Genomic DNA, 26,935 nt, shown 5'->3' with positions numbered 1-26,935 from the left:
CACTTAGTTGGTCGCGTCGGACTTCAGAGCTTCGGAATGGAAGGTCACGGTAATGTCGTCACCTACATAGGGAACATACATGTCCATTCCATAGTCGGAACGCTTCAGAACTGTGGAAACGGCAAAACCGGCAGCTTCCTTCTTCGCCATCGGGTGCTCACCAAGTGCAGTGACATCAACGGTCAGGGTCACCGGCTTGGTGATGTCCTTGATGGTCAGGTCGCCGGTCACTTCCAGCTGGTTGTCACCGGTCTTTTCGACCTTGGTGCTCTTGAAGGTCGCCTTCGGGAATTTTTCTGCGTCAAAGAAGTCCGCGCTCAGGAAGTGCGCGTTGCGCTCTGCCCAGAACGTGTCGAGGCTGCCGACGTCGATCGTGAATTCGATGGAGGAATTGGCAGGTGTGTCCTTGTCGATCAGCAGCGTGCCTTCCCATTCGCCGAAACGGCCTTCGGTCGTGGAGTAGCCAAGGTGGTTATAGGAGAAAGCCAGGTTGGCGTGGGACTTGTCGAAGTCGTAGGCCACCGGTTCGGCAAGGGCGGTGCCTGCGACGAGGGAAAGGGCAAGCGCAGAAGCTGCGAGACGGATCATGATCAAACCTCATAGATGTTACCAGAAGCGTTCGCTCATGAACGCTGCAGACTGGAACATAGGAAGAAAATTGTGCGGTGCAATTTGACTGACTGTTCGTAAATGCTGAACAATAATTCAGTTGATTTCTTCACCGTTAACTGTGTGGCTTTGGAAAGATTTTCAAGCGTCAGGGGGATAGAAAGTCGACCCTGCGGTATTGGGTGAGAATCGCGATAGAATTCCGAGACTGAAGTGAATTGTCCAGTCATTCAATTAAGGGGTGTTGCTACCGGTAAGCAACTGAAATTGCGAGGGAAGTTGCAGTGTCATCATTTCATCAAGAATTTCAGGCACCTGTTTCATCGACTTCCCTCTAGAGTGGCCGTTTGCCAGCCCTATCCAAGCTCCGGATATCACTCTGGAGACACAGGAGACCTAACCGTGAAACAAGCCGTCGTTGTGTGCCACCGCGGAGCCAGCCTTCAGGCTCCGGAAAACACGATTGCCTCGCTCGAGGGAGCAATTGCGCTTGGCGCCGAAGTTGTCGAGTTGGATGTTCGGCCGTCCAGGGATGGCATCCTCTACGTGATGCACGATGCAACTGTTGACCGGACGACGGATGGAAGTGGCCGAATTTCGGATATGACTTCCGACGAAATTGACCTTCTTGATGCAGGGAACTGGTTCAAGGAGACCTTCAAGGGCGAACGTGTTCCAAGGCTGGACACGTTTCTGGATACCTGCAAGGGCCGTATTGGCACCTATGTTGAGATCAAGGAAGGCGACCCTGCGGAAATTCGCGACATGCTGGCAGTCCGCGGCATGCTGAGTGACGCCTGGACGTTTTCGTTCGATCAGGCAATCCGCGCTGAAGCCCGTGCAAAGGTACCGGACCTGCGGCGCATGGTTCTTTACGCTCACGTTGGTTCGGTCGAGCGCGCCGTTGCCCAGGGTGCGCATATACTGGAATTCCATGAGGATGACCTGGAAGAGAATCTCATAAACGAGGCAAAGCAGGCCGGATTGATTACGCAGATGTTCTACGCCGGGTCTGAACGAGCCGTTTTCGAGAAAGCCGTGCGCTGCGGCGTCGAGCAAATGAACATCGACCAGGTCGAAATTTTCAAGTCCGTGGAAAAAGAGCTTTTGGCAACAGTCTGACGCTCCAGTGTGATGCAAATTGCACTGCGACGGAAATCATTGACTGGCGTGGCCGGGAACTTGCGGGTTCCTGGCCAATTTGTTTTGGATTGATTGAAAAAATATTTTGAGCCTCATACGTCATTTCGATCAGGGATCGCAAGTATCTATGATTGTGATTTTTCTCTAGTAATCCAAAAATACAATCTTAAATAGTTTTAATATTAAAATTTTATCTAATATGGGAAAAAGTTCGAAACGTTAGATGATAGAACAATTTTTACTAAAAGAATGAAATAAAAAGGTTTCCCATTTTAATTCAAGTCTTGTTAACGGGGGCGGAATAGCTTGCCGAGCTTCTGAGGCCGGGCCAAGAGAGGGCTCCCATGTCCAACAAAATAAACGTCAATCGCTCAGGTCAGGCCAGTTGCATGGCAGCAAAAGCTGATGACGTTGGACAGTTCTGGGGTCTCCGGATGCGGTTGGCAGCGTCGCTTCTGCTGGCTGCCCTTATGGCCTTCTGGTTTTCTCAAGAGGCATTGTCGCAAGACGCGGAGACAGGTGGCACGCCGTGGCACTGGTCGGTCGAACGCGTCAGCGGCCGGGTCATGGTGCAAACCCGTGCCGGCGAGACCTTTGCCGTCAAGCGTGGCATGACGGTGCGCAAGGGATGGAAGATCAAGACCGGCGGTGGGCGTGTAGTCATCAATCGGGGTGAAGAAACATTCGTTGTTTCTCCAAATTCTGTTGTGACGCTTGAGCCGAAGGGCGTGCTGATCAAGCGAATGGTCGTCTACCAGGACCGTGGTCAGGTAGATGTGGACGTAAAGCGCCGGTGGTATCGGCATTTCAAAGTAGAAACCCCTTTCCTTGCCGCTGTTGTCAAAGGAACTCAGTTCAGGGTTAAGGTCGGCAACAGGACTGCGTCGGTCAATGTGGGGCGGGGCGTTGTCGGTGTTCATGATTTTGCATCCGGAGACCGTGCCGACGTAGGCGCCGGTCAGGCGGCCGCCACCAACCCTTCGCGCCGCGTCGGTCTATCCGTCAGCGGGAAGAACAAGCCTGCGGTGCGTTCTGGCCCCAAACGGGCTCCTTCATTCGAAACACGCGTCGTGAAGAACGTGCCAGCTACCAAAGCTGAAGCAAGAGCTGCCAATGGCGGCAACCGGGGCAATGCTGGAGATTCCCGCTCGGGGAACAACGGCAATGGCAACTCCGGTGGCAATGGCAACGGCAACTCCGGTGGCAACGGGAATGGCAACTCCGGTGGCAACGGAAACGGTAATTCCGGCGGCAACGGAAACGGTAATTCCGGCGGCAACGGAAACGGTAATTCCGGTGGCAACGGAAACGGCAATTCCGGCGGCAATGGCAACGGCAATTCCGGTGGCAACGGCAACGGCAATTCCGGCGGCAACGGAAACGGCAATTCCGGCGGCAATGGCAACGGCAATTCCGGTGGCAACGGCAACGGCAATTCCGGCGGCAACGGCAATGGCAATTCCGGTGGCAACGGCAATGGCAATTCCGGTGGCAACGGAAATGGCAAGGGTCGGTAACGCCACTCCGTCTGCGAAAAGGTATCGCTCGGGATATTAAGTCTCGCTGCTGCTGAAGACGTTCCAGGAATATGACGACAAGCAATCCGTATTGGCGGATACAAGTCGTGGAGGTCGGGCTGGGTAACTCCGTATTTTACGGAAGATTACCTAGCTCCTTTCTGTTTTGAAGTAGTCGTTTATCGCAACTAGTGACGAGCATAGGCAATATTTTCCGCCTGTCTTCACGTTGGGTTAAACGCTGAAATGCTACACAGGATGTGTAGAACTCAATAAACCTGTCCGTGGGTTCTGCGCACGGCATTGACAGTCAGTCGTAACGTGTTGAAGAGCAAGATGAAAAAAGACGCTATGTATTCAGTCGAGCGGAAAGCAGGATCACTTCTGCGGGTCCTCTTGCTTGCAGCTCTGGTTCTGCTTCCTGCTACTGCGAATGCTTCGGACTGGGTTGTCAAACGTGTGTCCGGCATCGTTTATTTCGTTGCGCCTGGCGTGGAAGCTTTCCGTGTCAAAAAGGGCATGGTGTTTGAAAAAGGCTACACCATCGGAACCAGGGCAGGTGCCCGCGCTCTCATAGGCAGAGGCAGCGAAACCATCGCCGTTGGGCCGAACACCACCTTTGCCATGTCGGCATTTCGCAGCAATGGAGCAAAGACCACACTGCTGCAGAGAAAGGGGACGATCGAGGTCGATGTTGAAAAACGGCAGCAGCCGCATTTCACCGTCGAAACCCCGTTTTTTGCCGCTGTGGTGAAAGGTACGCGATTTGAGGTCAATGTCCAGGGCAAGCAGGCTCGCGTTTCCGTCGAACGAGGCGTTGTCGCTGTGGAAGATTTCGCCTCCGGCGACAGGGTGGACCTGACAGCCGGTCAGGCTGCAGCCAGTGCACCGTCAAACCGGGTTGGCTTGTCTGTGAGCGGTCGTACCAAACCGACCGTAAAACCTGGAGCCAAGCGCGCGCCTGCATTTGAAACACCGGCCGTGAAAAACGTGCCATCAAATGCAGCAGAAGCGAAATCGGCGAACTCGAACGGGAATGCCGGCAAAGGCAACAACAATTCCGGCGGCAATGGCAACGGCAACGGGAAATCCGGTGGCAACGGAAACGGTAATTCCGGTGGCAACGGTAACGGCAATTCCGGAGGCAATGGCAACGGGAATTCCGGTGGTAACGGTAACGGCAATTCCGGTGGTAACGGCAACGGGAATTCCGGTGGCAACGGAAATGGTAATTCCGGAAGCGGTAACAACAATTCCGGCGGCAACGGTAACGGCAATTCCGGTGGCAATGGTAACGGGAATTCCGGCAACGGAAACTCAGGCAATGGCAATTCCGGGAGCGGCAACAACAATGCCGGCGGAAACGGCAAAGGCAATTCCGGAAACGGAAACGGAAAAAAACAAGAACTGACGGTAATCAGGATACCGCAGGTGCAAGGCATTGCCTCTGACACCTGAAGTGCGGACTGAGAAAGTGGGCGGTGGGTGTGCTGATCGGAAGCTCTGAACAGCGGAAACGGATAGCGAGCGCGGTCTTGATCGTGGTCGGCGTGATCGCCGCCGTGGCTGTTCTGCGCACGGTTGCCCTGACCACGGCGTTCGATCGGTTTCTCTGGGAGTTTCGTTTCCATACGATCGAAAGACCGGTCTCCGGCGACATCGTGGTCGTGGATATCGATGCCAGAAGCCTGAATGAACTTGGCGTATGGCCATTGCCGCGCCGTCTTTATGCCGACCTGACAGATCATCTGGCTGAAGCGGGCGCCCGCGACATCGTATTCGACATCGATTTCAGCTCAACTTCCAATCCTGAAGATGACACGCTGTTTGCAGCCGCGATCGAGCGCGCCGGGAACGTCAGCCTTGCCACGTTCCTGCAAGCCGCTTCGGCTGAACAGGATGCCGGGCAAGTCGTCAACCAGCCGATCGAACAGTTTCTGAATGTAGCCTGGCCGGTCGTCGTCATGGTTCCGATGGAAACCGACAGCCGCATCTGGCGAAATCTGTACGGTTTCGAGATCAATGGGAATTCGGAGATCTCTGCCGCGGCTCTCCTGGGCGAGTACACCGGAGACGCAGCCGGAAGTTTCGGCATTGATTACAGCATCTCACTGGAACAGATGGAGCGGGTATCGCTTGTTGATGTCCTGAACAAGTCAGCGGCCCCAGGTCTGTTTCTGGACAAGAAGGTGATCGTCGGTGCAAGTGCGCAGGAGCTTCGAGACCTGTTTCCTGTTCCCGTCTACGATGTCTTGCCGGGAAGTATAATTCAGGCACTCGGGGCCGAAACGCTGTTGCAGAACAGGGCAATGGAAGTCAGGGGTGAGGGGATTGCGGTCCTTTGGGCACTTCTCGTCTTCTTCGCTCTGCTTTTGACGAAAATTGAAGGCTGGGCCCTCAAGATCAGCATTCTTGCGCTCTGCGCGATCATGTTTGAAATTGGTGCCATTGCCATCCAGAAGTCGGCTCCCGTCCTTGTGCCGACCGCAAGCTCGCATCTCATTCTGCTGTTGGCAGCCGCAAGTATCGTCTTGCGGGAACTGGGCTTTCACAAGCTTCTCTCACACATCGCCAACGTCAGACGCCGCAACAGCGAGCGTATGCTCGGACTTGTCTTCGACGACAGCTTTGATGCAATCGTTGTCGTTCAGAATGACGGTCGTGTCTCCGCTGCAAGCCAAATGGCCCGCTCATTGTTCCAAAGCGATGCTCTTGTCGGTAAGCCTGCCAGGAATGTACTGCCGCTGGAGCTGGTTGAAGAAGCTTTGTCAGTTCTTGCAGACCCTGGAAACCGTCAGCCGGTGGCCAAGATCCTGGACATGCGCCTTGACGACGGAAGACGCCGGTTTATCGAATATGTTGTCACGCGCTCTGAACGCACGATCGCGAAATCGAAGAAACTGCGCGATATGGAAACCGAAGCGGTCGCCTGTCTGACATGTCGGGATGTGACCGAAGAAAAGGAATCCGCGGAACGCCTTGCTTATCTCGCACGGTTCGATCCAAGCACCGGGCTTTTCAACCGGAACGGTTTTGAAGAAGAAGTTGCCGCAACGCTTAAGCTGGCTCGCGGCACGGGCCAGGAAGTATGCCTGGTTCAATTCGCGATTGCCAATTTCGATCAGATCGTTGCTTCGCTCGGATTTTCCTACGGTGACCAGCTTCGTGAAACGGTCGCGATGCGTCTGAAAAGCCATCTTTCCGCTCGCACGACATGGGCAGCCATTACAGCAGATGTTTTTGCAGGCGTATTTCGCTGTGAGCCGGATCAGGATCTGGCGCTGATCGAGTCGCTCCAGGAAGTGATCGGCGAGGACTACAAGATCGAAGGCGCCAGAATCTCGGTGCAGCTCAAGTTCGGGTACATCGTTACCAGCGGAGACATGACACCCGAGCATCTTTTGAAGAAATCCGGCAATGCCCTTGCCAAGGTCCGGCGAAACAACCGGTCGCCGGTCCTGCGTTTTCTGCCGGAGATGGACGCAGCGCTGCAGCGCCGGCGCCAACTGGAGACGGAACTCTTCAAGGCAATTGTCCGAGACGAGCTGCACATGGTCTATCAGCCACTTACCAACCTGGCCGACCGGTCGATCTTCGGTGTGGAGGCCTTGCTGCGATGGGACCATCGGGAACTGGGGCCGATCTCGCCCGCCGAGTTCGTCCCGATTGCCGAGGAAAACGGTTATATCGTGGAATTGGGGGCATGGGCATTGAACAGGGGAATGAAGGAAGCGCTGACCTGGTCGAGCCACCTCCGTCTGTCCATCAATGTGTCAGCCATACAGTTCAGTCGCGGCAATCTTGTTGCCACTGTCGGCGAGGCGCTGCAAAGAACGGGCTTTCCTTCGGACCTACTGGATCTGGAAATCACGGAATCCCTGTTTATCGATGAAACGCTCGACCTGAAGTTTGCCATGGAAGAAATGCGGGCGTTCGGCTGCAGCTTCTCACTGGACGACTTCGGGACCGGCTATTCTTCACTCGGCTACCTGCCCAAATATCCGTTCTCGAAGATCAAGCTCGACAAGACATTTGTTCGCCAGTCGATCGCCAGCAAACAGGACATCTCCGTGATCGAGGCAGTGCTGCATATGGCGAAGGGCTATGGAATGTCCGTTATTGTCGAGGGCATCGAAACCGGTGAACAGGCAGAGCGGCTTCGCGAACTGGGCTGCAAGTACGGTCAGGGCTACCTTTTCGGGCGCCCCATGAGTTCCGCCAATCTCCAGTCGACACTGCTCAACGCAGCGTAATGCGTCCCGGCGTTGGGCCGGGACGCAAGGCAATTACATGCCGAGGCCGCCGATGCAGCTGTATTTCACGTTCAGATAATCGTCCAGGCCGTACTTCGAGCCTTCGTTGCCCATGCCGCTGTCCTTGACGCCGCCAAAGGGGGCAACCTCTGTCGTGATGACGCCTTCGTTGACCCCGACAAGACCGTACTGAAGCTGTTCCATGACGCGGAAAGTGCGGCCAAGATCTTTGGTATAGAAGTAGCAGGCGAGGCCGAATTCGGTGTCATTGGCAAGTCGCACCGCTTCTTCTTCAGTGTCGAACCTGAACAGAACGGCAAGCGGACCAAAGGTTTCTTCGCGCGCCACCTTCATATCGGACGTCGCCTTGGTGATCAGTGTCGGCTCGAAAAACGTTCCCGGGCCGTTGGGGCGATGCCCGCCAGTAATCAGTTCACCACCCTTGGACAGCGCATCCTGCACGTGATCGGCGACCTTTTCGACAGCAGCTTCGTTGATCAGCGGGCCTTGGGTCGTTCCGGCTTCAAGACCGTTGCCGACCTTCAGCTGCGCTGCCATCGCGTCCTTCAGCTTCTGGGCAAAAGCGTCGTAGACGCCGGCCTGCACATAGAGCCTGTTGGCACAGACACAGGTCTGCCCGGAGTTGCGAAACTTGCTGGCAATTGCTCCTTCGACGGCCTTGTCGAGGTCGGCATCGTCGAAAACGATAAAAGGCGCGTTGCCCCCGAGCTCCATGGAGATCTTCTTCATGTTGCGGCCAGCATTCCCGGCCAGCAGCTTGCCGACACGGGTTGAACCGGTGAACGTCAGTTTCCGCAGCACGGGGTTCTCGCACATCTCCTCGCCAATCGCCGGAGCGTCACCTGTGATGATGTTGATCACGCCCTTTGGAAGACCGGACTTCTCCGCCATCACCCCGTAGACCAGCGCCGAATAAGGGGTGAATTCTGCAGGCTTCATCACCATTGTGCAGCCGGAGGCCAGGGCTGCGCCAAGCTTGCGGGCAATCATCGAATTCGGAAAATTCCAGGGAGTGATAGAGCCGACGACCCCGACGGGTTCCTTGGTCACCAGAATGCGGCGGTCTGCCCAGGGCGAGGGGATGGTGTCGCCATAAACCCGTTTGCCTTCCTCGGCAAAGAAACGGATGTATTTCACACCAAGCGCAATTTCGCCTTTGGCTTCTGCAAGCGGCTTGCCCATTTCCGTGGTCAGGATGGCGGCCAGGTCGTCCAGGTCGGCCATGATGGCATCGCAGAGAGCGTGCATATGGTTGGCCCGTGCCTCCGCCGTCAGCGCTTTCCAGGCAGGAAGCGCGGCCTCGGCAGCCGCAATCGCCCTTGCGGTTTCAGGACGCCCGCAAAAGGGAACGGTACCGATCGTCTCTCCGGTCGCAGGGTTGGTTACGGCGACGGTCTGTCCGCTGTCCGCATCGCTCCATGCGCCGCCGATAAACACTTTTTCCTTCAAGAGTGCAGCATTCAATGACATGGGTAGTTTCCTGAACCGTGAGAGGGGCAGACGCTGGTGGTCTGACGGATCGCCCGGCAGAGAGTGCATTCTGACGAACGCGAGGAGCGGAGCCAGAAAGGCTGGAGGGTCCAGCTTTCGGGCCTTCGCTCGATTCCGGCCAGGAAATCGTTGACCTAGAGATAGGGGGGAGGCGCGAGGTCTGGCAAGCGCTTTTCCCAGTCAAGCGTACTAGTGCCGGAAAATAGCGGGCAGACAAACAAGCAGTCAGGCCATGGTCTGGCGACCCAAGAGGGGCGGGGATGCGGATGATGCACTTAACGCCTGCGCCGAAGGACGCCAGTCCCCTTGCTTTGCAGAATTTTGAGCCAAGCAAATCAAGCGCTTGAAAACGGCCACCTTTTTATTGGCGGCCGTCACAAGAAGATTGGTTAGTCAGCGAAATGGATCAGCCTTCAAGACGATCCTGTAGCGTGGCAATCTCGTCGGCAAGTGCCTGAGCCTGGCGTTGAACCCTGTCGAGGGCAACACGCATGCTGTCGAGATCGGAGGTCGTGCTGCTTTCCGAAACCGGCGGTGTCCCCCGGCCAACCAGCAGCCACGTCGGGCTTACATTCAAGATACCGGCAAGCAAAACGAGTTTGTTGGAACGCGGCTCGGACCGGTCACTTTCCCAGCTCTGCAGGGTGGATGTCTTGATGCCCAGCCGGCGTGCAAGCTGGGCGGTCGAAAGATTGGAGGCATCGCGCGCCTTGCAGATCCGTTCACCCAGAGTGTAGTCACTGCTGTTCACCGACATGATTGCACCCCCGTCATTCACGGCTGTCTCCGTCACCGAAAAAACGGTTTCCTCCGGATGGGACGGAGTATTTCTCATAAATTGTTTGGTCATGGCGGGCACACTCGCACGAGACACGAGTGCACTGCAACCGTTGGCGGGCAATTTGTCGCAATCGCGGTTTCCAGCGGCGGCTACACGCTTCGCCCCTGTCAGATTTGCCGGGAACGGGAGTAGGCTCAATACTCGCGTTCAAAAAAGATACCGGCCTTAGAAGATCCGTCCGCACCGACTTCACCACGGACCTTCAGGCCGCGGTCCAGGTCAATGTCGACCTTCACCCGGCTGGAACCGGTACCCGTGCCTTGTTCAACGCCGACGTAGATGTTGTCATTGATGTATTTGCCGACAGCGACCGAAGGACCGTTGTCCCCGTCCGTGTTGATGTCGATGGCATCCAGGCCCAGAGACTTCCGGATCGTGGCAAGCGGTCCGTTGTCGCTGCCCCCGGTGAGCGTGGCTATGGCCGCCGCAAGCCGTGCCACCTGTGTGGGCGACAGGTTGCCGACGCTCTTGCCGAACAGAAGCAGTGCCAGAACTTCATCTTGCGGAAGTTCGGGGGACGAGGAGAACGCGATCTGGGGATCGTCTGCCTCGCCGCTCACGGTAACGGTGATGGTGGTGTCGCTCACGACTGTCGTTGCCGCAAAGTCGAGGACAGGCGTCAGTGAGCCCTCGAAAGTGGCGTTGCCGCGAGAGAAGATCAGGCGGCGTGTGAGAATGTCGAGCTGGCCACGCTTCAATCCGAAAGCACCGATTGCCTGCGGCGAGGCCGTTGTGCCGACGATCTTGAGATCGCCCTGTAGTTCCGCATCAAGACCGCGACCGCGAATGAAGATCCGTCCCGGTGCGGACAGGACGATGTCCAGACGCGGCGGGAAGGTCTTTTGCTGGGTCTGTGTTTGGGAGACTTCGCCACCGAGTTCTGCAACCTGTTGCTGGATTGCCTTGGAAGCATTGATATGCCTAACATCAACGGGAGGTATCGCACCAGGCAGATACTCGGGAATTGAGACGTCCGCCTTGTTGATCGATACCTGACCGTTGATAATGGCAGATGCGCTGGTGGAAGCAAGCGGACCGGAAACCTTGAGATCCGCATCCACTTCCGCAGTCACCAGGCCAGGATCGACGTAGCGCCCATTGTCCAGTTTCAGGCTGAGATCCGCCGGAAATCCGTCCTTCATGCCAACAGTGCCTGACGCAGACATGGAGCCGCCCGTCGCAAGGTCACCGGCAATGCCGTTCAGCGACGCTTCGTTCTGGCTGACCGAAGCCGTGCCGCGAATGTTCTGAACAGTGATACCTGTCGACAGGCTGGTGATCTTCAAACCGTTGGGCGTGGCGGTGATCTGGTAAGTGGGGGCAGCTGCCGAACCGCCGACATTGCCGCTCAGGGCGATTGTGCCTTCACCGCGCAAACCTGCCTCGATCATGGGGCGTCTGAGAGCCGCAGTCGGCACGTTGCCATTCAGGGTAAGAGCAATCGGATTGGGTTTCTGCAGCCCGACCGTTCCCGCAGCCGTGAGGTTCAGTCCATTCGGATCGCTGACCTTGGTCGTTTGGTCGATCCGGTTGTTCTTCAATGTGCCTGAGGTCGACAGACTGAGCGCGGCCAGACCGTTGTTTCGCAATTCGTTAGCCGTCAGACCTGTTCCGGAGATCGACCAGGTCGCTTCGGGAGCCGATGAGCTGCCTGTGGCAGACACTTTCCCCGAAAGAGCACCGCCGAGACCAAGTGAGGGTACAAAGGCGTTGGCAAGATTGAGCGGAATGGATGTCAGGTTGGCGTTCAGGTCAAGCGTCTCGCCGGCCTTGCCGGACACCGCAAGCGAGCCATTGCCAAGCTGAAGCTCCAGTGGTTCGATCGTCGCTTCACCTGCCGCATAGGAAATGGTTGTCGGCTGCTTCAACTGGCTGGCGATACCCTGATATCGCATGGCAAGCTCGGACAGGGCGACAACGTAGGAGCCAGCTTCCGGTTCGTTTACCTGCGCTGCAAGCGTCACGCCATCCTTGCCGTTCTTGTCCAGCTTGACGTCTGCCGTGATTGCGGTGCCGCCATTTTGAGGCTGGGCTTGAAGGCTGACCGCATGAACCGGGGTCGCATCTGTCAGGATGTCTGAAAGCTGAATGTCCGCAGTAACGGTTTCCGGCTCGTATGGGGCAGTAAGATTGGCCTTGAGCTTTACGCTGCCGAGACTGACTGCGGGCACGCTGATATCGCTTCCGGTAACGTCGAGTGCGAGTTGCCGCGTTTCCGGATTGGCTGTCACTGTGCCTTGAACACGTCCGGCGATTTCCGTCAGAAGGAGCGGAGAGAGCGAAGCAAGGTCCGGAGCATCGATGTTCAACGTGCCCTTGAGCGTTTCAACAGGCTTGTCGAGGTCTGCCAGAGAAAGTTCACCGGTCACGGTGTTGCCGGCCAGTTTGACGGAAAGCGGGCTGACACTTGCCCCACCGTCCTTGCTGGTAAGCTCAACATCAACGGCAATGGGTTGGCCATTCAGGCTGGCACTGCTGGTAATCTTGGCTGTAGGCGCGGCGGGGTTGGCCGTTGCCTGTGCAGAAAGCTTCAAGTCATCCAGTGGTGTGCCTGCAAGCATGATCTGCTTTGACGAGGCGACCGCCTGCACTTCAAGCGCGTCGATCGGACCTTCCGTGCTCGCTTCGAGTTCCAGCGAACCGGCAAGTTGCGGATCGACCTTTGCGAGATCGGCAAGGCTGGTCGTCAGGCTGGAACTGAGTTCATTCTGCTGGTAACGGGCATTCCCTTTCGCATCCAGCGCCTTGTTCGAAACAGCGAGACTGGTGACGGAAATATCGTCCACGCCTTGAAGATCGACAGATACGTCGATGCGTGTTTCACCTTCAAGAAGCGCGTCGGCCTGAGGAATTGCCGTCCCGACATCCCTGGTGACGAGAGCGCTGGTGATCGTGCCCGACAGTTGGCTTGGATCAAGATCCAGCGAAAATGTTCCGTTCAAAGCACCGGCCAGATCGCGGCCTGCCAGGCCCGACAGACGGGAAAGGTCGGCGAGCGAAAGCCTGCCCGATCCGTTGACAGCGTCGGCTGACAGGTTCGTGTCCGACAGAGCAAGCGAGGCGACTGCGGTTGAAAGGGTCAGATCCTTGATCTCGGCCGATTGGGTTGAGCCGTTCACGGCGCCCGTAGCCTTCAATTCAAGTGAACCGGTCAAAGGCTCTGTTTGCGGCGTAATGCCTTCCAGCCTGTCAATGGCGAGCGACAGCGAGAAGGGTGACGTCAGCGTTCCTTCGGAGAGATCTGCTCCATTTCCGAAGGACGACAGCGTGATGGCTCCAGTCCTGGCTTCCGTTGTCTGCAGCGACTTCAGGTCAATCTTGGTTTGCCAGTCGACCGCGGAGCGTTGTCCGGAAACACGTACCGTTCCGGTCAACGGACCGAAGGCAATGCGCCTCTCGCCAAGGTCGAGCGCAATCAGCGCATCATTCCCGGCACTTACGGCAAGATCCGCCGTGGCGTTGACGGCATCGTTCTCAAGATCGGCCTTTGCTTCCAGAGAAAGTGTTTGTGTTTTCAAGGTCAGGTTGGCCGAAAGAGGGGCGAACTCCGTAGAGAACCTGGCAGCTCCTTTGGCATTTGTCGTTCCGAGCAGAAAGGCTTGTGCCGCGGGAGGTGCAAGCGGCGCGAGATCACCGTCCAGATCGAAGGCCAGATGTCGTTCGGATGCATTTTCCTCGATTTTTGCCGAACCGGTGACGGTGGTCCTGCCATCGAGAGCCACACTCAGGTTGGCTGCCCAGTCGGTCAGGGGACCATCACCTTTGAGCGACAGATCCAGCGCGGGCAGGTCGGGAACTTCAAGAAGCCGTGCTGCAAGGCCCCCACGCGGTTCGGACACTTCAATATCGAAGGCAAGCGTTTCGGCGGCGGGTTCAAACTGTGCCTTGGCCACAAGACCGGCTTCTATGCCGTCGATCCGGTGCAGGTCGAGATCGGCAGTGACAAGTGCCGGGTCGAGCGCGAAAGAGCCTGATCCTGCGGCCGTCAGGGAGACAGGTACACCCAGCAGGGGAGCGCCGAGGTTGATTTCGTCAAGGCCCAGACGTTCGAGAGTGACGTTAAATGGCAGTGACACACCGCCCGAAGAGCTGCTCTCCTCGGTCACTGCCACCTCTTCAGCCGGTGGCTGGACAGGTGTTCTTTCCAGATCTATCCGGGATGCGGTGAGAGAAGAAATATCGAGATTGCCGGCAAGGAGCCGCATGGGATGCCAGTCGGCGGCAACGTTCTCGACGTTCAGCCAGGTTCCTTCCTTGTCGGCCAGGGAGACCTTGCCGACTTCAGCCTTCAGCCCAAAGCTGATGTACAAATCTTCAATCGTGATGGTCTGATTGTCGGACGAGGCAAGCGTGCTGACGACGCTGGACACAAAGGTGCGGCCCGCCGGCACTTGCAGAGCACAAAGGGCGAGGACGGGAACAGCAATCGCAACCGCGATCAGGAATCCGAAGATTCGCAAGGAAAGTTTCAGAAAACGCATCTGCGTTAGAATGCCTGGCTCAAACCTACATAAAGGGCGAAGTCCGGGTCATCCTGTCCCGGATCCAGCGGCACCGCAGCATCGACTCGCAGCGGGCCTATTGGAGTAAAGTAGCGCAGACCAGCGCCAACGCCCACCTTCAGGCTCTCGGAAAAATCAGGAATGCTGTCTTCGTATGCATTACCTGCATCAACAAATCCAACGATTCCAATAGTTTCGGTTACCATGACGCGAACTTCACCGGAAAGCTCGATAATTGAGCGTCCACCGGTAACTTCACCATCCTTGCGTGGACCGACGTTGCGATAGGCGTAGCCACGGATGGACCCGCCACCACCGGCGATGAACCGCCGGCTGGCGGGAACCGATTCCACGGACGGCGCCAGGATCGACCCTGTGGAGACTCGGCCCGCAAGAATGAAACGCTTGGCCTGATCGAGCGCATAGTAACTGGAAACAGTGCCTTTGATGAAACCCATCGCGTTGCTGTTCAGGGTATCGTAAGCGGGCTCTGCAAACAGGGCAGCGAAAATCCCCTTGGACGGATTGAGCTTGTCATCACGGTTGTCGAAGGTCAGGTCCGCCGGCAGTCCAACCAGCAGGTAGTCGCCATCGCCGAAGGCGTCTTCTTCATTGGCGTAAAAGACCTCGGCGCCCGCGCGGCCTTTCAGCTGCTCGGAAAATTCCCTGTTGAGATAGGCTTCATAGGTAATCGACCGGCTCTTGTAGGCGTCGGGATGTTCCTGGCGTGCCTGCAGGCTGGTCGAAAAGCTGGTAAGCGGACCGAAAACGCCTGGCTTTTCAAAGGCGATCCGCGCCGAGTACTCCATGTCGAGGACGCTCTCGTTGCCGATCCTGCCAACGGACCCTTCAACAGAGAGCAATTCGCCCCGACCGAAGAGGTTTCTTCTGCGCCAATAGGATTCGACACCAAAGCCCTCGGTACTGGACCAGGAAGCACCGGCACCGATCACGTGGCGCTTGCGCTCGCTCACCTCGATGGTGACCGGCATGGTGCCGTCTGGGCCTTCGATTTCTCCTTCCACGAGCCGGATGGACGAGAAGATGCCGAGTTCGTTGAGCCGTTTGCGTGCACGGGCCAGGTCTTCAGGCGAATAGACGCCTCCGACCGGAAGCATTGCCTGCTGGACGACGAAATCCGGGTCAGTGACTTCCGTACCCTTGACCGAGACCGGGCCGAAACGTGCCTGATGGCCGGCATCGGCGATCAGCGCCACGGCGAGGGTGTTGGTGCTATGGTCCGCCGTTATCCGGCGTTCCGCGATCCGCGCCTTCGGATACCCGCGATCGCGAAGAACCGCGATCATGCGCTTTTCCGCCGTCAGGATCTTGCCGGAAGCAGCGACCTCGCCTTTCGCGAGGCCCCAGAAGGACGGGTCGGTGGACAGATCGCCGTCCTGGGACGACACGTCGATATTGCTGAAGGTGAAGACCGGCCCCGGATTGACCAGGATCTCAACCTTCACCGGCCGAGCGTCAGGCAAATCACTCTGTTCAAGAGCGGTTTCAAGAGGAATGCCTGCAAGCGTGATATCGACAGTTCCACCGTAGCGGCCATCGGCATAAAGCTGGGCGATCAGCCGTTCGCGATCAGAAAGAGAGCGTGCGAGCAGGCCTGCCTCGCCGGAGGGAGGCTTTTCCTGTTGCTGTACCAGCAGCGAGGCGTCTTTCAATTCCTTGGTGAGATCATCCGCACCATTGGAGATTGTCAGGTCTGCCTCGTAGGGCAGGGGATCGGGAACAGCGTTGGCTTCGTCTTCCGCCGATTCGAAAAACTTCCAGCCGAATATTTCAAAGGAATTTGCGGGAAGGGGAGCAGCAAGAAGAAGGGCACAGGCCAACCCAGCACCAGCCGGGCGCAAGGCAACAAAAGAAACACCGCCAGCCAACCAGGCTGCCAATGAGGAAAATGCGTTGAAACGCTTGCCGGCGAACCTGCCGGACTTGCAAGACGGTAGACCCTTCACTCACTGCCGCCTGTTTAATTGGTCAGCCGAATTGCATCTGATAACAGCGCAATTCAACCATCTGCGTTTGCAGCCCCTACGTTACGCACCTTAAAGGGCCATGGTTAAGCGAATACAAACACGATAGACCATGGCACCGGAACGAGTTCAAGAGAGAAGGTGGCACAAGACTTTAGTGAATGTGCCGCAAGAACGCGCGAAAATATTCTTGCGCGCGCTTTCGTGCCGGCCGGTTATTACTCAAAAAAGCGCTTCTTCCTCCGGAAGGTCAAGCAGACGGCGAGCAGCCGTCAAGGTGTTGACCATCAGCATTGCAATCGTCATTGGACCAACACCGCCGGGAACCGGTGTTATGGCACCTGCAACCTCTGCTGCTTCTGCAAAGTTCACATCGCCAACCAGGCGAGCCTTGCCTTCACCCAGGTCCGGGGCCGGGATTCGGTTGATGCCGACATCGATAACGGTCGCGCCCGGTTTGATCCAATCGCCCTTGATCATCTCCGGCCGACCGACCGCCGCGACGACAATGTCCGCGGAACGCACGACGTCCGGCAGGTCTCTGGTGCGGCTGTGAGCGATCGTGACAGTGCAGCTTTCCTGAAGCAGAAGGCTCGCCATGGGTTTGCCGACGATGTTGGATCGGCCCACCACGACTGCGTTGAGACCCGACAGCGTGTCGCCGAGTGTGCGCTTCAACAGCACCAGGCTACCGGCAGGTGTGCAGGGCACCAGCGCACTGTCCCGTTCTCCGGCAGTCAGCAGTCCAACATTGACAGGATGGAAACCGTCTACGTCCTTTTCCGGGCGGATGAGGCGCAGCACCTTGCTCTCGTCGATATGTCCCGGCAAAGGCAGCTGCACCAGAATTCCGTGAATATCAGGGTCGTTGTTGAGCTGGTCGACAAGTGCCAGCACAGCGTCCTCGCTGGTATCAGCGGCGAGCGTGTGTTTCACGGAGTGAAAACCGCAGGCTTCGGCGGCCTTGTCCTTGTTGCGTACGTAGACCTGGCTGGCAGGATCCTCACCCACCAGGACGACCGCCAGACCGGGGCGTTTGCCGCTGGTTTCCAGCAGTTTGGCTGCCCGGTTGGTGATTTCTTGCCTGACACTTTCCGCGATAGCCTTGCCATCGATGATCTGAGCCTTGGGCATTCGGCCTCCTCATTGGTCGCACGTCTTCTTAAACCGGCGACAAGCTATAGAGCTCTGTATCGAAATGAAAAAGGCCGAATGCGTCTTTTACTGCTCTGGTTTCGCCATGCATGCCTTTTTGACCCCGACGACCCGGTCAAAGTGATTCTGCGAAATCGTGAAGTTCCGAGATGGCGCAAACGATGTGATAGAGCGAACTTGCCGGTGCGGGTTCATCGACAAAGGTTCCGTCTGGAGAGAGCTTGTCTCGCCACAAGCCGGCGGGGACATCTGCAAAATAGACTTTCAGTGCCTGGACGGCTTCCGGAATATCCGCCAGGTAGGCATCCCTTTCCGCGCCTGTTGAAACTTCTGCCAGAGCGACGGCGGCCTTGATCCATTCCGTCTGTCCCCACAGGCGTGCCATGGGGTCTCGGACCGAAAAATCGTCGTTCAAGGCCATGAAGGCGACGCCGCGGCTTTCATCTATGCCGTAGGTCCATGCAATGTCATAGAGGCGCCGCGCAGCAATCAGGGCGCCCGCATCCATTCTCGATTGCCCCCATCTTGTCAGGAGCCACGCCCATTCGAACTGGTGACCGGGCTCCATGACACGGCCCTTGTCACCATCAAACGGGGTCCAGTCGCTGTTGAAGAATTCTCGAAGCCCACCTGAAACCGGGTCGATGAAACGCGTCAGGGCAAGTTCGGCGATCTCATCGGCAAGGTCCGCCCAGGCAGAATCTGAGGAGACTTTTTCCCATGCGAGGCACGCTTCGAACATGTGCATGTGCGGATTGGAGCAAAGCGGTGCTTTCGCGGGAGAGGCTTCTTGAAATCCTGCTTCCGGATGACGATAGGCCGTCATCAGATGGTCCCGCAGCTTCTCGGCGTGTTCGCTTGCTCTGGTTTTACAGGAGGGAAGATCCGCTGCCAGCTTGGCGAAGCCAAAGAGGGAAAAAGACTGATTGTAGAGGTCGAAACTCGTGTCTGTGACTGTGTTATTCATGTCAACACAAGAGGCGTAGTGTCCGTCCGGCATCAGGAAAGTGCTCGTGTACCAGCCATAAAGTTCGGCCGCTAATTCCTCGGCTGGTCCCGTCCACCCGAGCTTCTTGCCTTCCAGAAGGGAATAGATCTGCCTGCTCACGACCCGCGCGCGCCGCGTGACCGGAAGGCCGGCACCAGTTTTGAGGTTGATAACGTCAAGACTGGTTTTTGTTTGCGGGTCGATACCGGCAGTTGACCAGAGCGGCAAGGCCGAATCCCGCAGCCAGATTGTTAATTCTGACGAGAGAATTTTAATGTTTTTAATGTCGTTATGCCGGTTGCTGGCGGTCATAAGATACCCCGAAGACAGATGTTGGAAGCTCTGACGCTGAATTCGATTATCGACGCTCACATGCCGAACAGAAGACGATAAATTGGAAATTTATCAATTCACTAGGAAAAGACGGTGTAGTGTTACAGCAAAGTCACAGCTGGGAGGTTTCTCCCGGGGAAAGCTGCGATGCGTCTTGGACAACCTTGCAAGAGGGTGTTACCAGACTTGGCAGCAATTTGGGTGGATTGGGTACTAATGCGTTTTTTGTCAGTATTGGCGGCTGCCGGAGTTCTGTTTGGATGCTCCGCCCTGCCGGGCGAGGGCCCGGCTGCGATAAATATTTCGTCGCAAGATGTCGAAACCAGCGCGCAGACGGGGGATTACACCGTCGTCGTTGTCGAACCGTCCAACATTGACACAATCAAGAATTACCGCCCACTTGCTTTCGCCAATCAGTTCCACGGAGTTGGAAGTGGCGGGTCTTCAACGCTCCTCGGCGTTGGCGACACGCTGAATGTCACTATCTGGGAAGCGTCGCCAGACGGCCTGTTCAGCAGTGGCGGTGGCGGGTCGAGCAACATTCCGTCCGTTGTTGACGAGAGCGGCTATATCTTCGTGCCGTACGCTGGCCGTATACGTGCAGCAGGCCTCAGCATTGAGGGCTTGCGCCAGTCGGTGCAGCAGAAACTCGTTGGCAAGGCCGTTGAGCCGCAGGTTCTGATTTCTCTCCGAGACAAGCTGAGCTCAACCGCGGTTGTCGTCGGCGATGTCGCCAAGCCGGGCGTTTATCCGCTGCCGCTGCGAAATACTCGCCTGCTTGACCTCGTTGCGCAGGCAGGTGGCGCGCGCGACGCGACCTATGAGACCGTGGTTACGCTGAAGCGCGGCAATCGCGCCGGTACCACGCGTCTGGAAGATCTGATCGACTATCCGGAAAACAACGTTCTGATCGCGCCGAACGACAACATTCTTCTGTCGCATCGCCCGCGTACTTTCTCTGCTTTTGGTGCCCTCAAGGCAAACCAGCTCGTTCCGTTCAGGACGAAAACCGTCACAATGGCCGAGGCGTTGGCTACGGTGGGTGGTTTGCGGGATGACCGCGCGGATGCAAACGGTGTGTTCCTGTTCCGCTTCGAAGATGCTGCGCTTGTGCGAAAGCTCAAGCCTCTTCTCGCGGACAAATTGACGGGCTCGCAGAGCGTTCCACTTGTATATAAACTGAGCCTTCGCGATCCGAAGGGCTTTTTCATGTCGCAGAAATTCGAAATGCGGGACAAGGACATCCTGTTCGTTTCGAACCATCCGACTGCTGAGCTTGGCAAGTTCCTGCAAATCATCGCACCGCTCATCAGCAACTACTCTGTGGTAAGTAACCTCACAGAATAACAGTTGCCGTAAGAAGATTTAACGGCTCAGATAAACATGGTGGGCCGTTAAAGCCGGTAGGTTGGCAGATTGCATGGTTTCAGTCAGTTCAATGGTGGTGCTGTTTCTGCAAGGGCCGCCTGGCGTTTTTGCGCGAACAATTGCCGACAGCCTTGAAAAAGCAGGGGCGTCCACACGGCGTGTGAACCTGTGTGCCGGCGACTGGATCGGTTGGCACGACCGCAGATGTACATCCTATCGTGGTTCCTTGCGAAACTGGCCCAACTGGCTTCGAGCCTACTGTCTCGACCAGAAGATTACCCACATCGTCTATTACGCGGATCGTGTGCCTTATCATGTCGCAGCGGCGGAAGTGGGGGCGGAACTCGGTATAACGTGTCTGACCTTTGAGAACGGCTATCTGCGTCCGGACTGGATAACGCTCGAGCATTGCGGAATGTCCGCGCACTCCCGGTTTCCGGATGATCCGGAACTCATCATGAAAGTAGGTAGCAGCCTTCCGGATATCGACCGGCAGGCACTCTACAAGTATCCGTTCATCAACGAAGCGGTGAACGAGGTAACCTACAATATGTCCAACGTGATCTTCGCGTTGTCATATCCCAGGTATGTCCGTGACAAGCTATATCATCCGCTGATCGACTACCTGAGCAATATTCCGCGATTCTCGCTCGCCAAAAGCCGCAACAGGCATGCCCACCACGTGATTGACGACATTATTGCGACTGGCCTGCCATACTACGTCTTTCCCCTTCAGCTTCAGAGCGACTATCAGCTGCGCTATAACTCCCAGTACGACCATATTGCGGATGCTGCGGAGGAGGTCATCAAGTCGTTTGCAGAAAACGCACCTGCCGCGGCGCGCCTTGTCTTCAAGGTCCACCCTCTGGACAATGGCATGGAGCCTTGGGGGCGAATCCTGCGGACGCTCGCCAAGAAATACCGGGTCAAGAAACGTGTGGTTCTGGTGGATGGTGGCAACCTGAACCGGCTTCTGGAACACGCAGCAGGCTCTTTGACAATCAACAGCACCACCGGTCTGCATGCCCTCAGGGCGAATTGTCCCACGAAGGTTCTTGGTATCGCACTTTATGATATCGCGGGGCTGACCTGCCAGAACCCTCTTGATGATTTCTGGCGCAACCCGACGATGCCGGATCAGGATCTGCTGGATGCGCTTGAGCGGTTGCTTGCAGCGTCCATTCAGGTCAAGGGATGTTTCTACACCAAGGAAGGCAGAGAGGCGGCTGCCGACATGATGGCGGAACGGATGATTGCGGACACGGTTAATTTGCCGCAAGCCTTCTGTGAAATGCCGCCTCGTTTGCAAAAGGCGCAGGCGAGAGGGATCGCGACGACCTTTTCCGAACAACTGGAACGACGTGGCAAAACCGAACGGTGGACACATGTCTGGCGCGGTTGAGCCGTCTCTGGCAACGGAAGCTCGCCCAAACGTCGTAAGACGGGTCTTATTCTTGCAGGGACCGTTATCTCCGCTCTACAAGCAAACGGGTGATTGCCTCAAAGCCCTCGGGTTTGATGTTCACCGGATCAACTTCTGCGCTGGTGACTGGCTACATTGGCACGGAAAGGGCTGTATCAGTTTCAAGGGGCAGCCATCCGAATGGCCGGCCTACATAGAAGACTATCTGCGCAAACACGAGATTACAGATCTCATTCTTCATGGGGATCAGCGCCTTTACCATCGCCTTGCTATCGAAAAAGCAGTCCAGCTAGGCGTTTATGTTGCCGTGACAGAACTCGGGGCGTTGCGGCCCGGCTGGATGACGCTGGAGCGAACCGGTTTGTCCACGCTCAGTCACTTTCCTTCCGACCCGGCTGCGATAAGGCATATAGCCGAGACTGCGGGGGCGGTGGATCTCACCCCGCGGTATCCCTCCAGCTTCTGGCTCCAGACAGCGCCTGACGTGGTTTATAACCTGACGAATGTCTTCCTGAAGCCGCTCTATCCTGCCTATCAGCGGCACACGATCTATTCCCCGGTTGCTGAATATCTGCGCGGAGCAGTCAGGCTGTTGACGGAAAAGCGGAGGAACAGGGCAGCAGAACACCAGCTTGCGGAATTGCAGGAGAAGGCGGTTCGCTATTACGTGCTGCCTTTGCAGCTGGAGGGAGATTTCCAGTTGCGCAGACATTCACCATTTCAGAGTTTTGAAGAGGTTCTGGAGGTCGTTTTCCGCTCCTTGGCCGAAGTGGCAGATGACGACGTTCACCTGGTCCTGAAGAGCCACCCTCTCGATGTCGGCTTCGAAGACTGGCCGGGTGTTGCCAATCAACTTGCAGACCGCTTCGGCTTGCAGCACAGGGTGCATTTTCTCGATGGCGGCGGCCTTGCAAAGCCGTTCGAGCAGGCGCTTGGGGTCGTGACGCTGAATTCCACTGCTGGGCTGGAAGCCTTGCAAGCTGGCGTGCCGGTGAAGACTCTGGTGCCGGCCCACTACGACATTGCCGGCATGACCCACCAGGGTGATCTGGCGAGTTTCTGGAATAAGCCGGATCAGCCGGATCGTGACCTTCTCCTCACTTACGTTCAGGCGCTGGCAGCATCCACGCAGGTACGAGGGTCGATTCACAATTCGGAAGGTGTCGCAGTTGCGGCGAAAAACATTGCCGAAAAGATTGCCAATAGAGACTTGAACGCCTTCGGAGCTTATGTCGATCCTCCTCCCAGGCTCGACAGGGCACGTGCGCTCGGAGTGCCGTTGTGATTGGTTGGTTGAAGGGGCATAAGTCGGCGTTGAAGATTGTCGACCCGGAGCTTCGGCCTTTGGAAGCCCGGCTTCAAGCGGCTCTCGAGGGCGGGATCCTTGAGAGTTCAGATACCAGTCCATATCAGGCAGTTTGGCTGAAAAATGCCAATGCGTTCAGCAGAATGAAGCCTGCCACAGGTAGCCTTCTTCTAGTCCTGGAAGGACCGACACCTGCACAAGCCCGGCGGCTGCCCTCCAGTTTAATTCTTTTGCCAGTGAGCCGCTCTGAGCTGAAAGAACGTTCTTTGATGAGCGTCGCCTTTGACACGCTAATCCGGCAGTTCGTCACACATGGCCGGAACATTGCGTCGGTTTGCGATTTTACGGGCACCTGGCGTGAGCAGTTGCTCTCCAGTTCCGCGGCGGGCGAAACTGCGATTTCTGGAGCCGAAGGTCTTTCGCTTCAGAGGCTTTTGACAGGAGACGAAGTCCGACAAGAGGGAGCGTTGTTCTGGACCGAGCTCAAAAACAAGGCCGCTCTTGAGCAGATAGCCATCGACGATCTGCTGAACTGGATACTGTCTTGCCGGACTGCCTGGTTCTCACCTTATACAGGCGATCTTCTGCACCCCGGTGACGCGCTGGTGGTCCACTCGCTTATGCAGGAGCAGTGGCAGGATAACGCCATGCCCGGCCATTGTTACGGCGCGCAGTATTGGAACCATCCTTCGATCAACGCCACCTTTTCCGGAAAAGGCGGGGCGGTCACGTTTCACGAAACCCAACAGGACGCAGTCTCAGCTGCACGGAGTGACGGCGGGCGGATATATTCCTGGGCGGGGCGCACCGATCCCGCGTTCGAGCAGATCTGCATACAAAACGGGATTCAGTTGTCGCGCATAGAAGACGGTTTCTTGCGCTCCGTCGGTCTTGGTGCAGGCCTTGCAAGAGGGGCTATGCTTGCGGTCGATGACCTCGGCATCTACTACGACCCCTCTCGGCCCAGCCGGCTTGAGGTTCTACTGAAAGAGTACGTGCTTTCACCGGAAGAACGGAACCGGGGCGAAGCTTTGATCGACCTGATCATTCGCGCCAGGGTCTCCAAATACAATTTCGGCAAGACGCGTTCATTTGCCTATCCGGCCAACAAGGAAAAGATCCTTGTACCGGGGCAGGTTGCGGACGATGCGGCAATCAGAAAATCCAGATCTGCGACAATCGATTGCGCCAACACACCGAACGTGAATCTCGATCTGCTTCGCCTCGCCCGTGCCCGTCATCGCGAGGCGTTCCTGGTTTTCAAGCCACACCCCGATGTTGAGACCGGTTTGCGCAAAGGCAAGGTGCCCCGTGAAACCGCGCTGGAATACGCCGATGAAATTGCCGAAGATGCGAATATCATCGACCTCATAGAGGCAGTCGATGGCGTCGAGACTTTTTCTTCGTTATCGGGGTTCGAAGCTTTGCTACGGGGCAAGAAGGTGTGTGTCCATGGAGCGCCCTTTTATGCCGGCTGGGGCCTATGTGAGGATTTGACCCAGATTGAAGGCAGGGGCACAAGCCGCACCTTGCCGGAGCTGGTCTATCTGGCTCTCGTGAAGTATGCCCGCACAATTGACCCGGTTTCCTTGTTGCCATGCTCACCGGAGTTTCTGGTTGCGCGGCTAGCGGAGCAGCGGACAGACAAGCGGCACCTTCTGGTGACCGCGATCAAGCGGCACTCGTCCTGGCTAGGCAGAAAACTTGGAATCTAACCCTCATGGGAGAGGCAAGAATGGCAGGCGAAACACAAAAGGTCATCGTGTTGACCGGTGCCAGTGGCGGCATAGGGCAGGCGCTTGCTCGTGAATACGCTGGTCCTGGTATCTATTTCGCCCTCATTGCCCGGGACGAGGCGCGTCTGGAAGCTCTGCTGAAAGAAATCCGCGAGCTTGGCGCAGACGGTGAAATCACTGCCATCGATATTCGTGATCGCGAAGCACTGCATGGCTACCTCAGTGATCTGGATGCACGGCATCCTGTCGATCTGGTCATTGCAAATGCTGGTGTGACTGCAGGGCTCGGCCCCAACCGCACGCGCGAAACGAATGCCGACAGCGATCGGCAGATCGATGTGAACTATCGAGGCGTGGTCAACACTCTCACGGGCCTCGTCGACAACATGCAAAAACGCCGGCAGGGGCAACTGGTGCTTATCTCGTCTCTGGCCGGAATGCGTGCCTTGCCGGATATGCCGAGCTACAGCGCCACGAAGGCGGCACTCATTGCCTACGGGCATTCCCTTCGCGGTTGGTTGAAGCCCTTCGGCATATCCGTGACGATCATCTGTCCGGGGTTCATCACTTCACCGATGTCAGCGCGCCACAACGGTGCCAAGCCGTTCGAAATGCCGGCTTCAAAAGCAGCCGCATTGATGCGACGGGCAATCGACCGTCGCAAGCCGTTCTATGCGTTTCCGTTTTTGCTGGCCTGGGGTATTCGCCTTCAAAATCTGTTGCCGACGAAGATCGGCGATCTCTTCATGGGCGGTTTTGATGTGACGATTGATCAGGATCCGCGTTATCGAGAGAACTCTGACAGGTAGGCTCTCACTGATCCGGACACGACAGCATTTCCGTGTCCGGTAGTTGCGGGAGGCATGATGCCCAAATCTGTTAGCGCGTAGCCTTGATAAGCCTGTCGACGGCAGTTCCGTCCGCGCGCATGGCGTCGAGTTCGGAAGCTGTTGTCTCTACAGCGCGCCGGATCTGGTCTTCGGTATGTTCGCTCGTAATGAAGAACCGAATGCGCGCTGATTTTTCAGGCACGGCCGGAAAAATGATCGGCAGGGCGTTGATTCCCTTTGCGAGCAAACGATTGGAAAGTGTTGCGGCACTTGCGGAATCGCCGACAATGACCGGAACCACCGCGTAGCCGGCACTGGGGCCAGTGTTCAGTCCGGCTTCCTTCGCGAGCTCCAGAAAGAGTGCTCCGTTCTTCTGAAGCTTTGCGACCCGCTCAGGTTCCTGCTCGAGCAGTTCGGCAGACGCAATGGCAGCGCCTGCGAGCGCGGCGGAAAGCCCAACGGAAAACACGAAACCCGGCGCAGACACTTTGAGGTAGTCGCACAGGACCTTGGATCCGGCGATATAGCCACCGCAGGACGAGAAGGTCTTGGACAGCGTCCCCATCCAGATTTCGACTTCAGTCGGGTCTATCCCGAAATGCTCGGCGATGCCCTTGCCGGTCTTGCCGAGGACACCGATGGAATGTGCTTCGTCGACCATCAACCAGGCGTCATAGGCCTGTTTGAGCTTCACGACACGCTTCAGGTCCGGGAAATCTCCATCCATCGAATAGAGACCTTCCACGACAACAAGCACCTTGTCGAACTTGTGCCGATGATCTGCGAGCATCTTTTCCAGAGCATCAAGATCATCATGAGGGAAGTTCATGCGGGTCGCGCCGGACAGGCGAACACCTTCGGCAATGGAGTTGTGCACGAAGGAATCGGTCAGGACCAGATCACCCTTGTGGACCAAATGGCCGATCGTCGTGACGTTGGTGGCATGACCGGACACCATGACGATTGAAGATTCCACACCGTGGATCCTCGCCAGCGCTGCTTCCAGTTCTGCGTGGAAAGGGCGCTCACCGGCAACAATACGGCTTGCGGAAACGCTCGTGCCGAATTTGTCGACATAGGCCTTTGCGGCCTCGTTGACCTTGGGGTGCCCGTTCAGGCCGAGGTAGTTGTAGGAAGCGAAATTGTCGTAGTTGCTGCCGTTGATGACGCTTGTACCCGCTGCCAGCCCGTCGTGAGGTCGGAAAAACGGGTTTTCGATCCCCATCATGTCTGCCGCAGCTCTGTGCATCTGCAACTGCTTGACCTGCGGCAGCTCCTTGAAGTCATAGACCTTGCGCTTCGGGGCTGCCGCTTGTGGACGCGCCGACGAAGACGTCGCCCGTCCACGCGCAGAACGGCGGTTGGCTTTCAAGCTGTCCATCAGCTTGGCGCGATCATCAGCGCCCATACCAGTCAATCCTTTTATGATGCCGC

The 26,935-nt window shown here is 56.9% G+C and carries 17 protein-coding genes and 1 pseudogene; 9 read left to right on the top strand and 9 right to left on the bottom strand.

From position 1 onward, the window contains the following. Nucleotides 1-3 precede the first annotated feature (3 nt). Nucleotides 4-588 carry a YceI family protein gene (locus tag ACP90_RS16220; protein WP_022999451.1) on the bottom strand — a complete coding sequence of 195 codons (585 nt, stop codon included), beginning with the start codon at nucleotides 586-588 and terminating at the stop codon, nucleotides 4-6. 423 nt (nucleotides 589-1,011) lie between these two features. Between ACP90_RS16220 and ACP90_RS16215 the strand changes: the two genes are divergently transcribed. Further along, nucleotides 1,012-1,731 (top strand): glycerophosphodiester phosphodiesterase family protein, encoded by a 720-nt coding sequence (locus ACP90_RS16215; protein WP_062488933.1) that lies wholly within the window; start codon nucleotides 1,012-1,014, stop codon nucleotides 1,729-1,731. 365 nt (nucleotides 1,732-2,096) lie between these two features. After that, nucleotides 2,097-2,603: pseudogene (locus tag ACP90_RS28915) on the top strand (hypothetical protein); the annotation flags it as partial. A 201-nt stretch (nucleotides 2,604-2,804) separates the two neighbouring features. Here ACP90_RS28915 and ACP90_RS28785 read toward each other — a convergent pair. Next, the gene (locus tag ACP90_RS28785; protein ID WP_286145777.1) at nucleotides 2,805-3,275 is read right to left on the bottom strand and encodes a hypothetical protein; all 471 of its coding nucleotides are present in this window, start codon (nucleotides 3,273-3,275) and stop codon (nucleotides 2,805-2,807) included. Nucleotides 3,276-3,605: 330 nt separating this feature from the next. Between ACP90_RS28785 and ACP90_RS16205 the strand changes: the two genes are divergently transcribed. Both ACP90_RS16205 and ACP90_RS16200 read left to right on the top strand, forming a co-directional pair. Beyond that, nucleotides 3,606-4,727: a FecR family protein gene (locus ACP90_RS16205; RefSeq protein WP_208993343.1), complete on the top strand. Its 1,122-nt coding sequence runs from the start codon at nucleotides 3,606-3,608 to the stop codon at nucleotides 4,725-4,727. Between the two features lie 29 nt (nucleotides 4,728-4,756). Beyond that, nucleotides 4,757-7,522, top strand: coding sequence for an EAL domain-containing protein (locus tag ACP90_RS16200; RefSeq protein WP_208993342.1), 2,766 nt, complete (start codon nucleotides 4,757-4,759; stop codon nucleotides 7,520-7,522). Between the two features lie 33 nt (nucleotides 7,523-7,555). Here the strand turns inward: ACP90_RS16200 and ACP90_RS16195 are convergent, their stop codons facing one another. From ACP90_RS16195 to ACP90_RS16170, 6 genes are all read right to left on the bottom strand, one after another. Further along, the gene (locus ACP90_RS16195) at nucleotides 7,556-9,013 is read right to left on the bottom strand and encodes an NAD-dependent succinate-semialdehyde dehydrogenase (RefSeq protein WP_062488931.1); all 1,458 of its coding nucleotides are present in this window, start codon (nucleotides 9,011-9,013) and stop codon (nucleotides 7,556-7,558) included. A 427-nt stretch (nucleotides 9,014-9,440) separates the two neighbouring features. Continuing rightward, nucleotides 9,441-9,812, bottom strand: a complete 372-nt coding sequence (locus tag ACP90_RS16190; protein WP_228148044.1) for a helix-turn-helix domain-containing protein — start codon at nucleotides 9,810-9,812, stop codon at nucleotides 9,441-9,443. A 197-nt stretch (nucleotides 9,813-10,009) separates the two neighbouring features. After that, nucleotides 10,010-14,335, bottom strand: a complete 4,326-nt coding sequence (locus tag ACP90_RS16185; RefSeq protein ID WP_208993341.1) for a translocation/assembly module TamB domain-containing protein — start codon at nucleotides 14,333-14,335, stop codon at nucleotides 10,010-10,012. A gap of 26 nt (nucleotides 14,336-14,361) precedes the next feature. After that, nucleotides 14,362-16,344, bottom strand: a complete 1,983-nt coding sequence (locus ACP90_RS16180) for an autotransporter assembly complex family protein (RefSeq protein ID WP_208993340.1) — start codon at nucleotides 16,342-16,344, stop codon at nucleotides 14,362-14,364. Nucleotides 16,345-16,584: 240 nt separating this feature from the next. After that, nucleotides 16,585-17,496 carry a bifunctional methylenetetrahydrofolate dehydrogenase/methenyltetrahydrofolate cyclohydrolase FolD gene (gene folD, locus ACP90_RS16175; protein ID WP_022999442.1) on the bottom strand — a complete coding sequence of 304 codons (912 nt, stop codon included), beginning with the start codon at nucleotides 17,494-17,496 and terminating at the stop codon, nucleotides 16,585-16,587. Nucleotides 17,497-17,632: 136 nt separating this feature from the next. Beyond that, nucleotides 17,633-18,733: an AGE family epimerase/isomerase gene (locus tag ACP90_RS16170; RefSeq protein ID WP_286145684.1), complete on the bottom strand. Its 1,101-nt coding sequence runs from the start codon at nucleotides 18,731-18,733 to the stop codon at nucleotides 17,633-17,635. A 252-nt stretch (nucleotides 18,734-18,985) separates the two neighbouring features. On the opposite strand from ACP90_RS16170, the gene ACP90_RS16165 reads away from it, so the two are divergent. From ACP90_RS16165 to ACP90_RS16145, 5 genes are all read left to right on the top strand, one after another. Continuing rightward, entirely contained in the window at nucleotides 18,986-20,185 is a 1,200-nt protein-coding gene (locus tag ACP90_RS16165; RefSeq protein WP_208993339.1) for a polysaccharide biosynthesis/export family protein, read from the top strand. Between the two features lie 73 nt (nucleotides 20,186-20,258). After that, nucleotides 20,259-21,608 (top strand): capsular biosynthesis protein, encoded by a 1,350-nt coding sequence (locus tag ACP90_RS16160; protein ID WP_208993338.1) that lies wholly within the window; start codon nucleotides 20,259-20,261, stop codon nucleotides 21,606-21,608. A gap of 52 nt (nucleotides 21,609-21,660) precedes the next feature. Then, entirely contained in the window at nucleotides 21,661-22,914 is a 1,254-nt protein-coding gene (locus ACP90_RS16155; protein WP_208993337.1) for a capsular biosynthesis protein, read from the top strand. Between the two features lie 290 nt (nucleotides 22,915-23,204). Continuing rightward, complete coding sequence (locus ACP90_RS16150; protein ID WP_062488925.1) at nucleotides 23,205-24,650, top strand: beta-3-deoxy-D-manno-oct-2-ulosonic acid transferase; 1,446 nt, start codon at nucleotides 23,205-23,207, stop codon at nucleotides 24,648-24,650. A gap of 20 nt (nucleotides 24,651-24,670) precedes the next feature. Next, nucleotides 24,671-25,480 (top strand): SDR family NAD(P)-dependent oxidoreductase, encoded by an 810-nt coding sequence (locus ACP90_RS16145; RefSeq protein WP_062488924.1) that lies wholly within the window; start codon nucleotides 24,671-24,673, stop codon nucleotides 25,478-25,480. Nucleotides 25,481-25,550: 70 nt separating this feature from the next. On the opposite strand, the gene ACP90_RS16140 is transcribed toward ACP90_RS16145, so the two are convergent. Further along, complete coding sequence (locus ACP90_RS16140) at nucleotides 25,551-26,909, bottom strand: aminotransferase class I/II-fold pyridoxal phosphate-dependent enzyme (protein ID WP_055653918.1); 1,359 nt, start codon at nucleotides 26,907-26,909, stop codon at nucleotides 25,551-25,553. Nucleotides 26,910-26,935: the final 26 nt, after the last annotated feature.

The sequence above is a fragment of the Labrenzia sp. CP4 genome (assembly GCF_001579905.1).
GTDB lineage: Bacteria > Pseudomonadota > Alphaproteobacteria > Rhizobiales > Stappiaceae > Roseibium > Roseibium algicola.
This window is presented reverse-complemented; position numbering and strand designations above follow the sequence as displayed.

Coding starts and splice junctions, on each gene's coding strand:
- ACP90_RS16220 (WP_022999451.1), bottom strand. CDS start 588: ATGATCCGTCTCGCAGCTTCTGCGCTTGCCCTTTCCCTCGTCGCAGGC.
- ACP90_RS16205 (WP_208993343.1), top strand. CDS start 3,606: ATGAAAAAAGACGCTATGTATTCAGTCGAGCGGAAAGCAGGATCACTT.
- ACP90_RS16195 (WP_062488931.1), bottom strand. CDS start 9,013: ATGTCATTGAATGCTGCACTCTTGAAGGAAAAAGTGTTTATCGGCGGC.
- folD (WP_022999442.1), bottom strand. CDS start 17,496: ATGCCCAAGGCTCAGATCATCGATGGCAAGGCTATCGCGGAAAGTGTC.
- ACP90_RS16165 (WP_208993339.1), top strand. CDS start 18,986: ATGCGTCTTGGACAACCTTGCAAGAGGGTGTTACCAGACTTGGCAGCA.
- ACP90_RS16160 (WP_208993338.1), top strand. CDS start 20,259: ATGGTTTCAGTCAGTTCAATGGTGGTGCTGTTTCTGCAAGGGCCGCCT.
- ACP90_RS16150 (WP_062488925.1), top strand. CDS start 23,205: ATGAGCGTCGCCTTTGACACGCTAATCCGGCAGTTCGTCACACATGGC.
- ACP90_RS16145 (WP_062488924.1), top strand. CDS start 24,671: ATGGCAGGCGAAACACAAAAGGTCATCGTGTTGACCGGTGCCAGTGGC.
- ACP90_RS16140 (WP_055653918.1), bottom strand. CDS start 26,909: ATGGGCGCTGATGATCGCGCCAAGCTGATGGACAGCTTGAAAGCCAAC.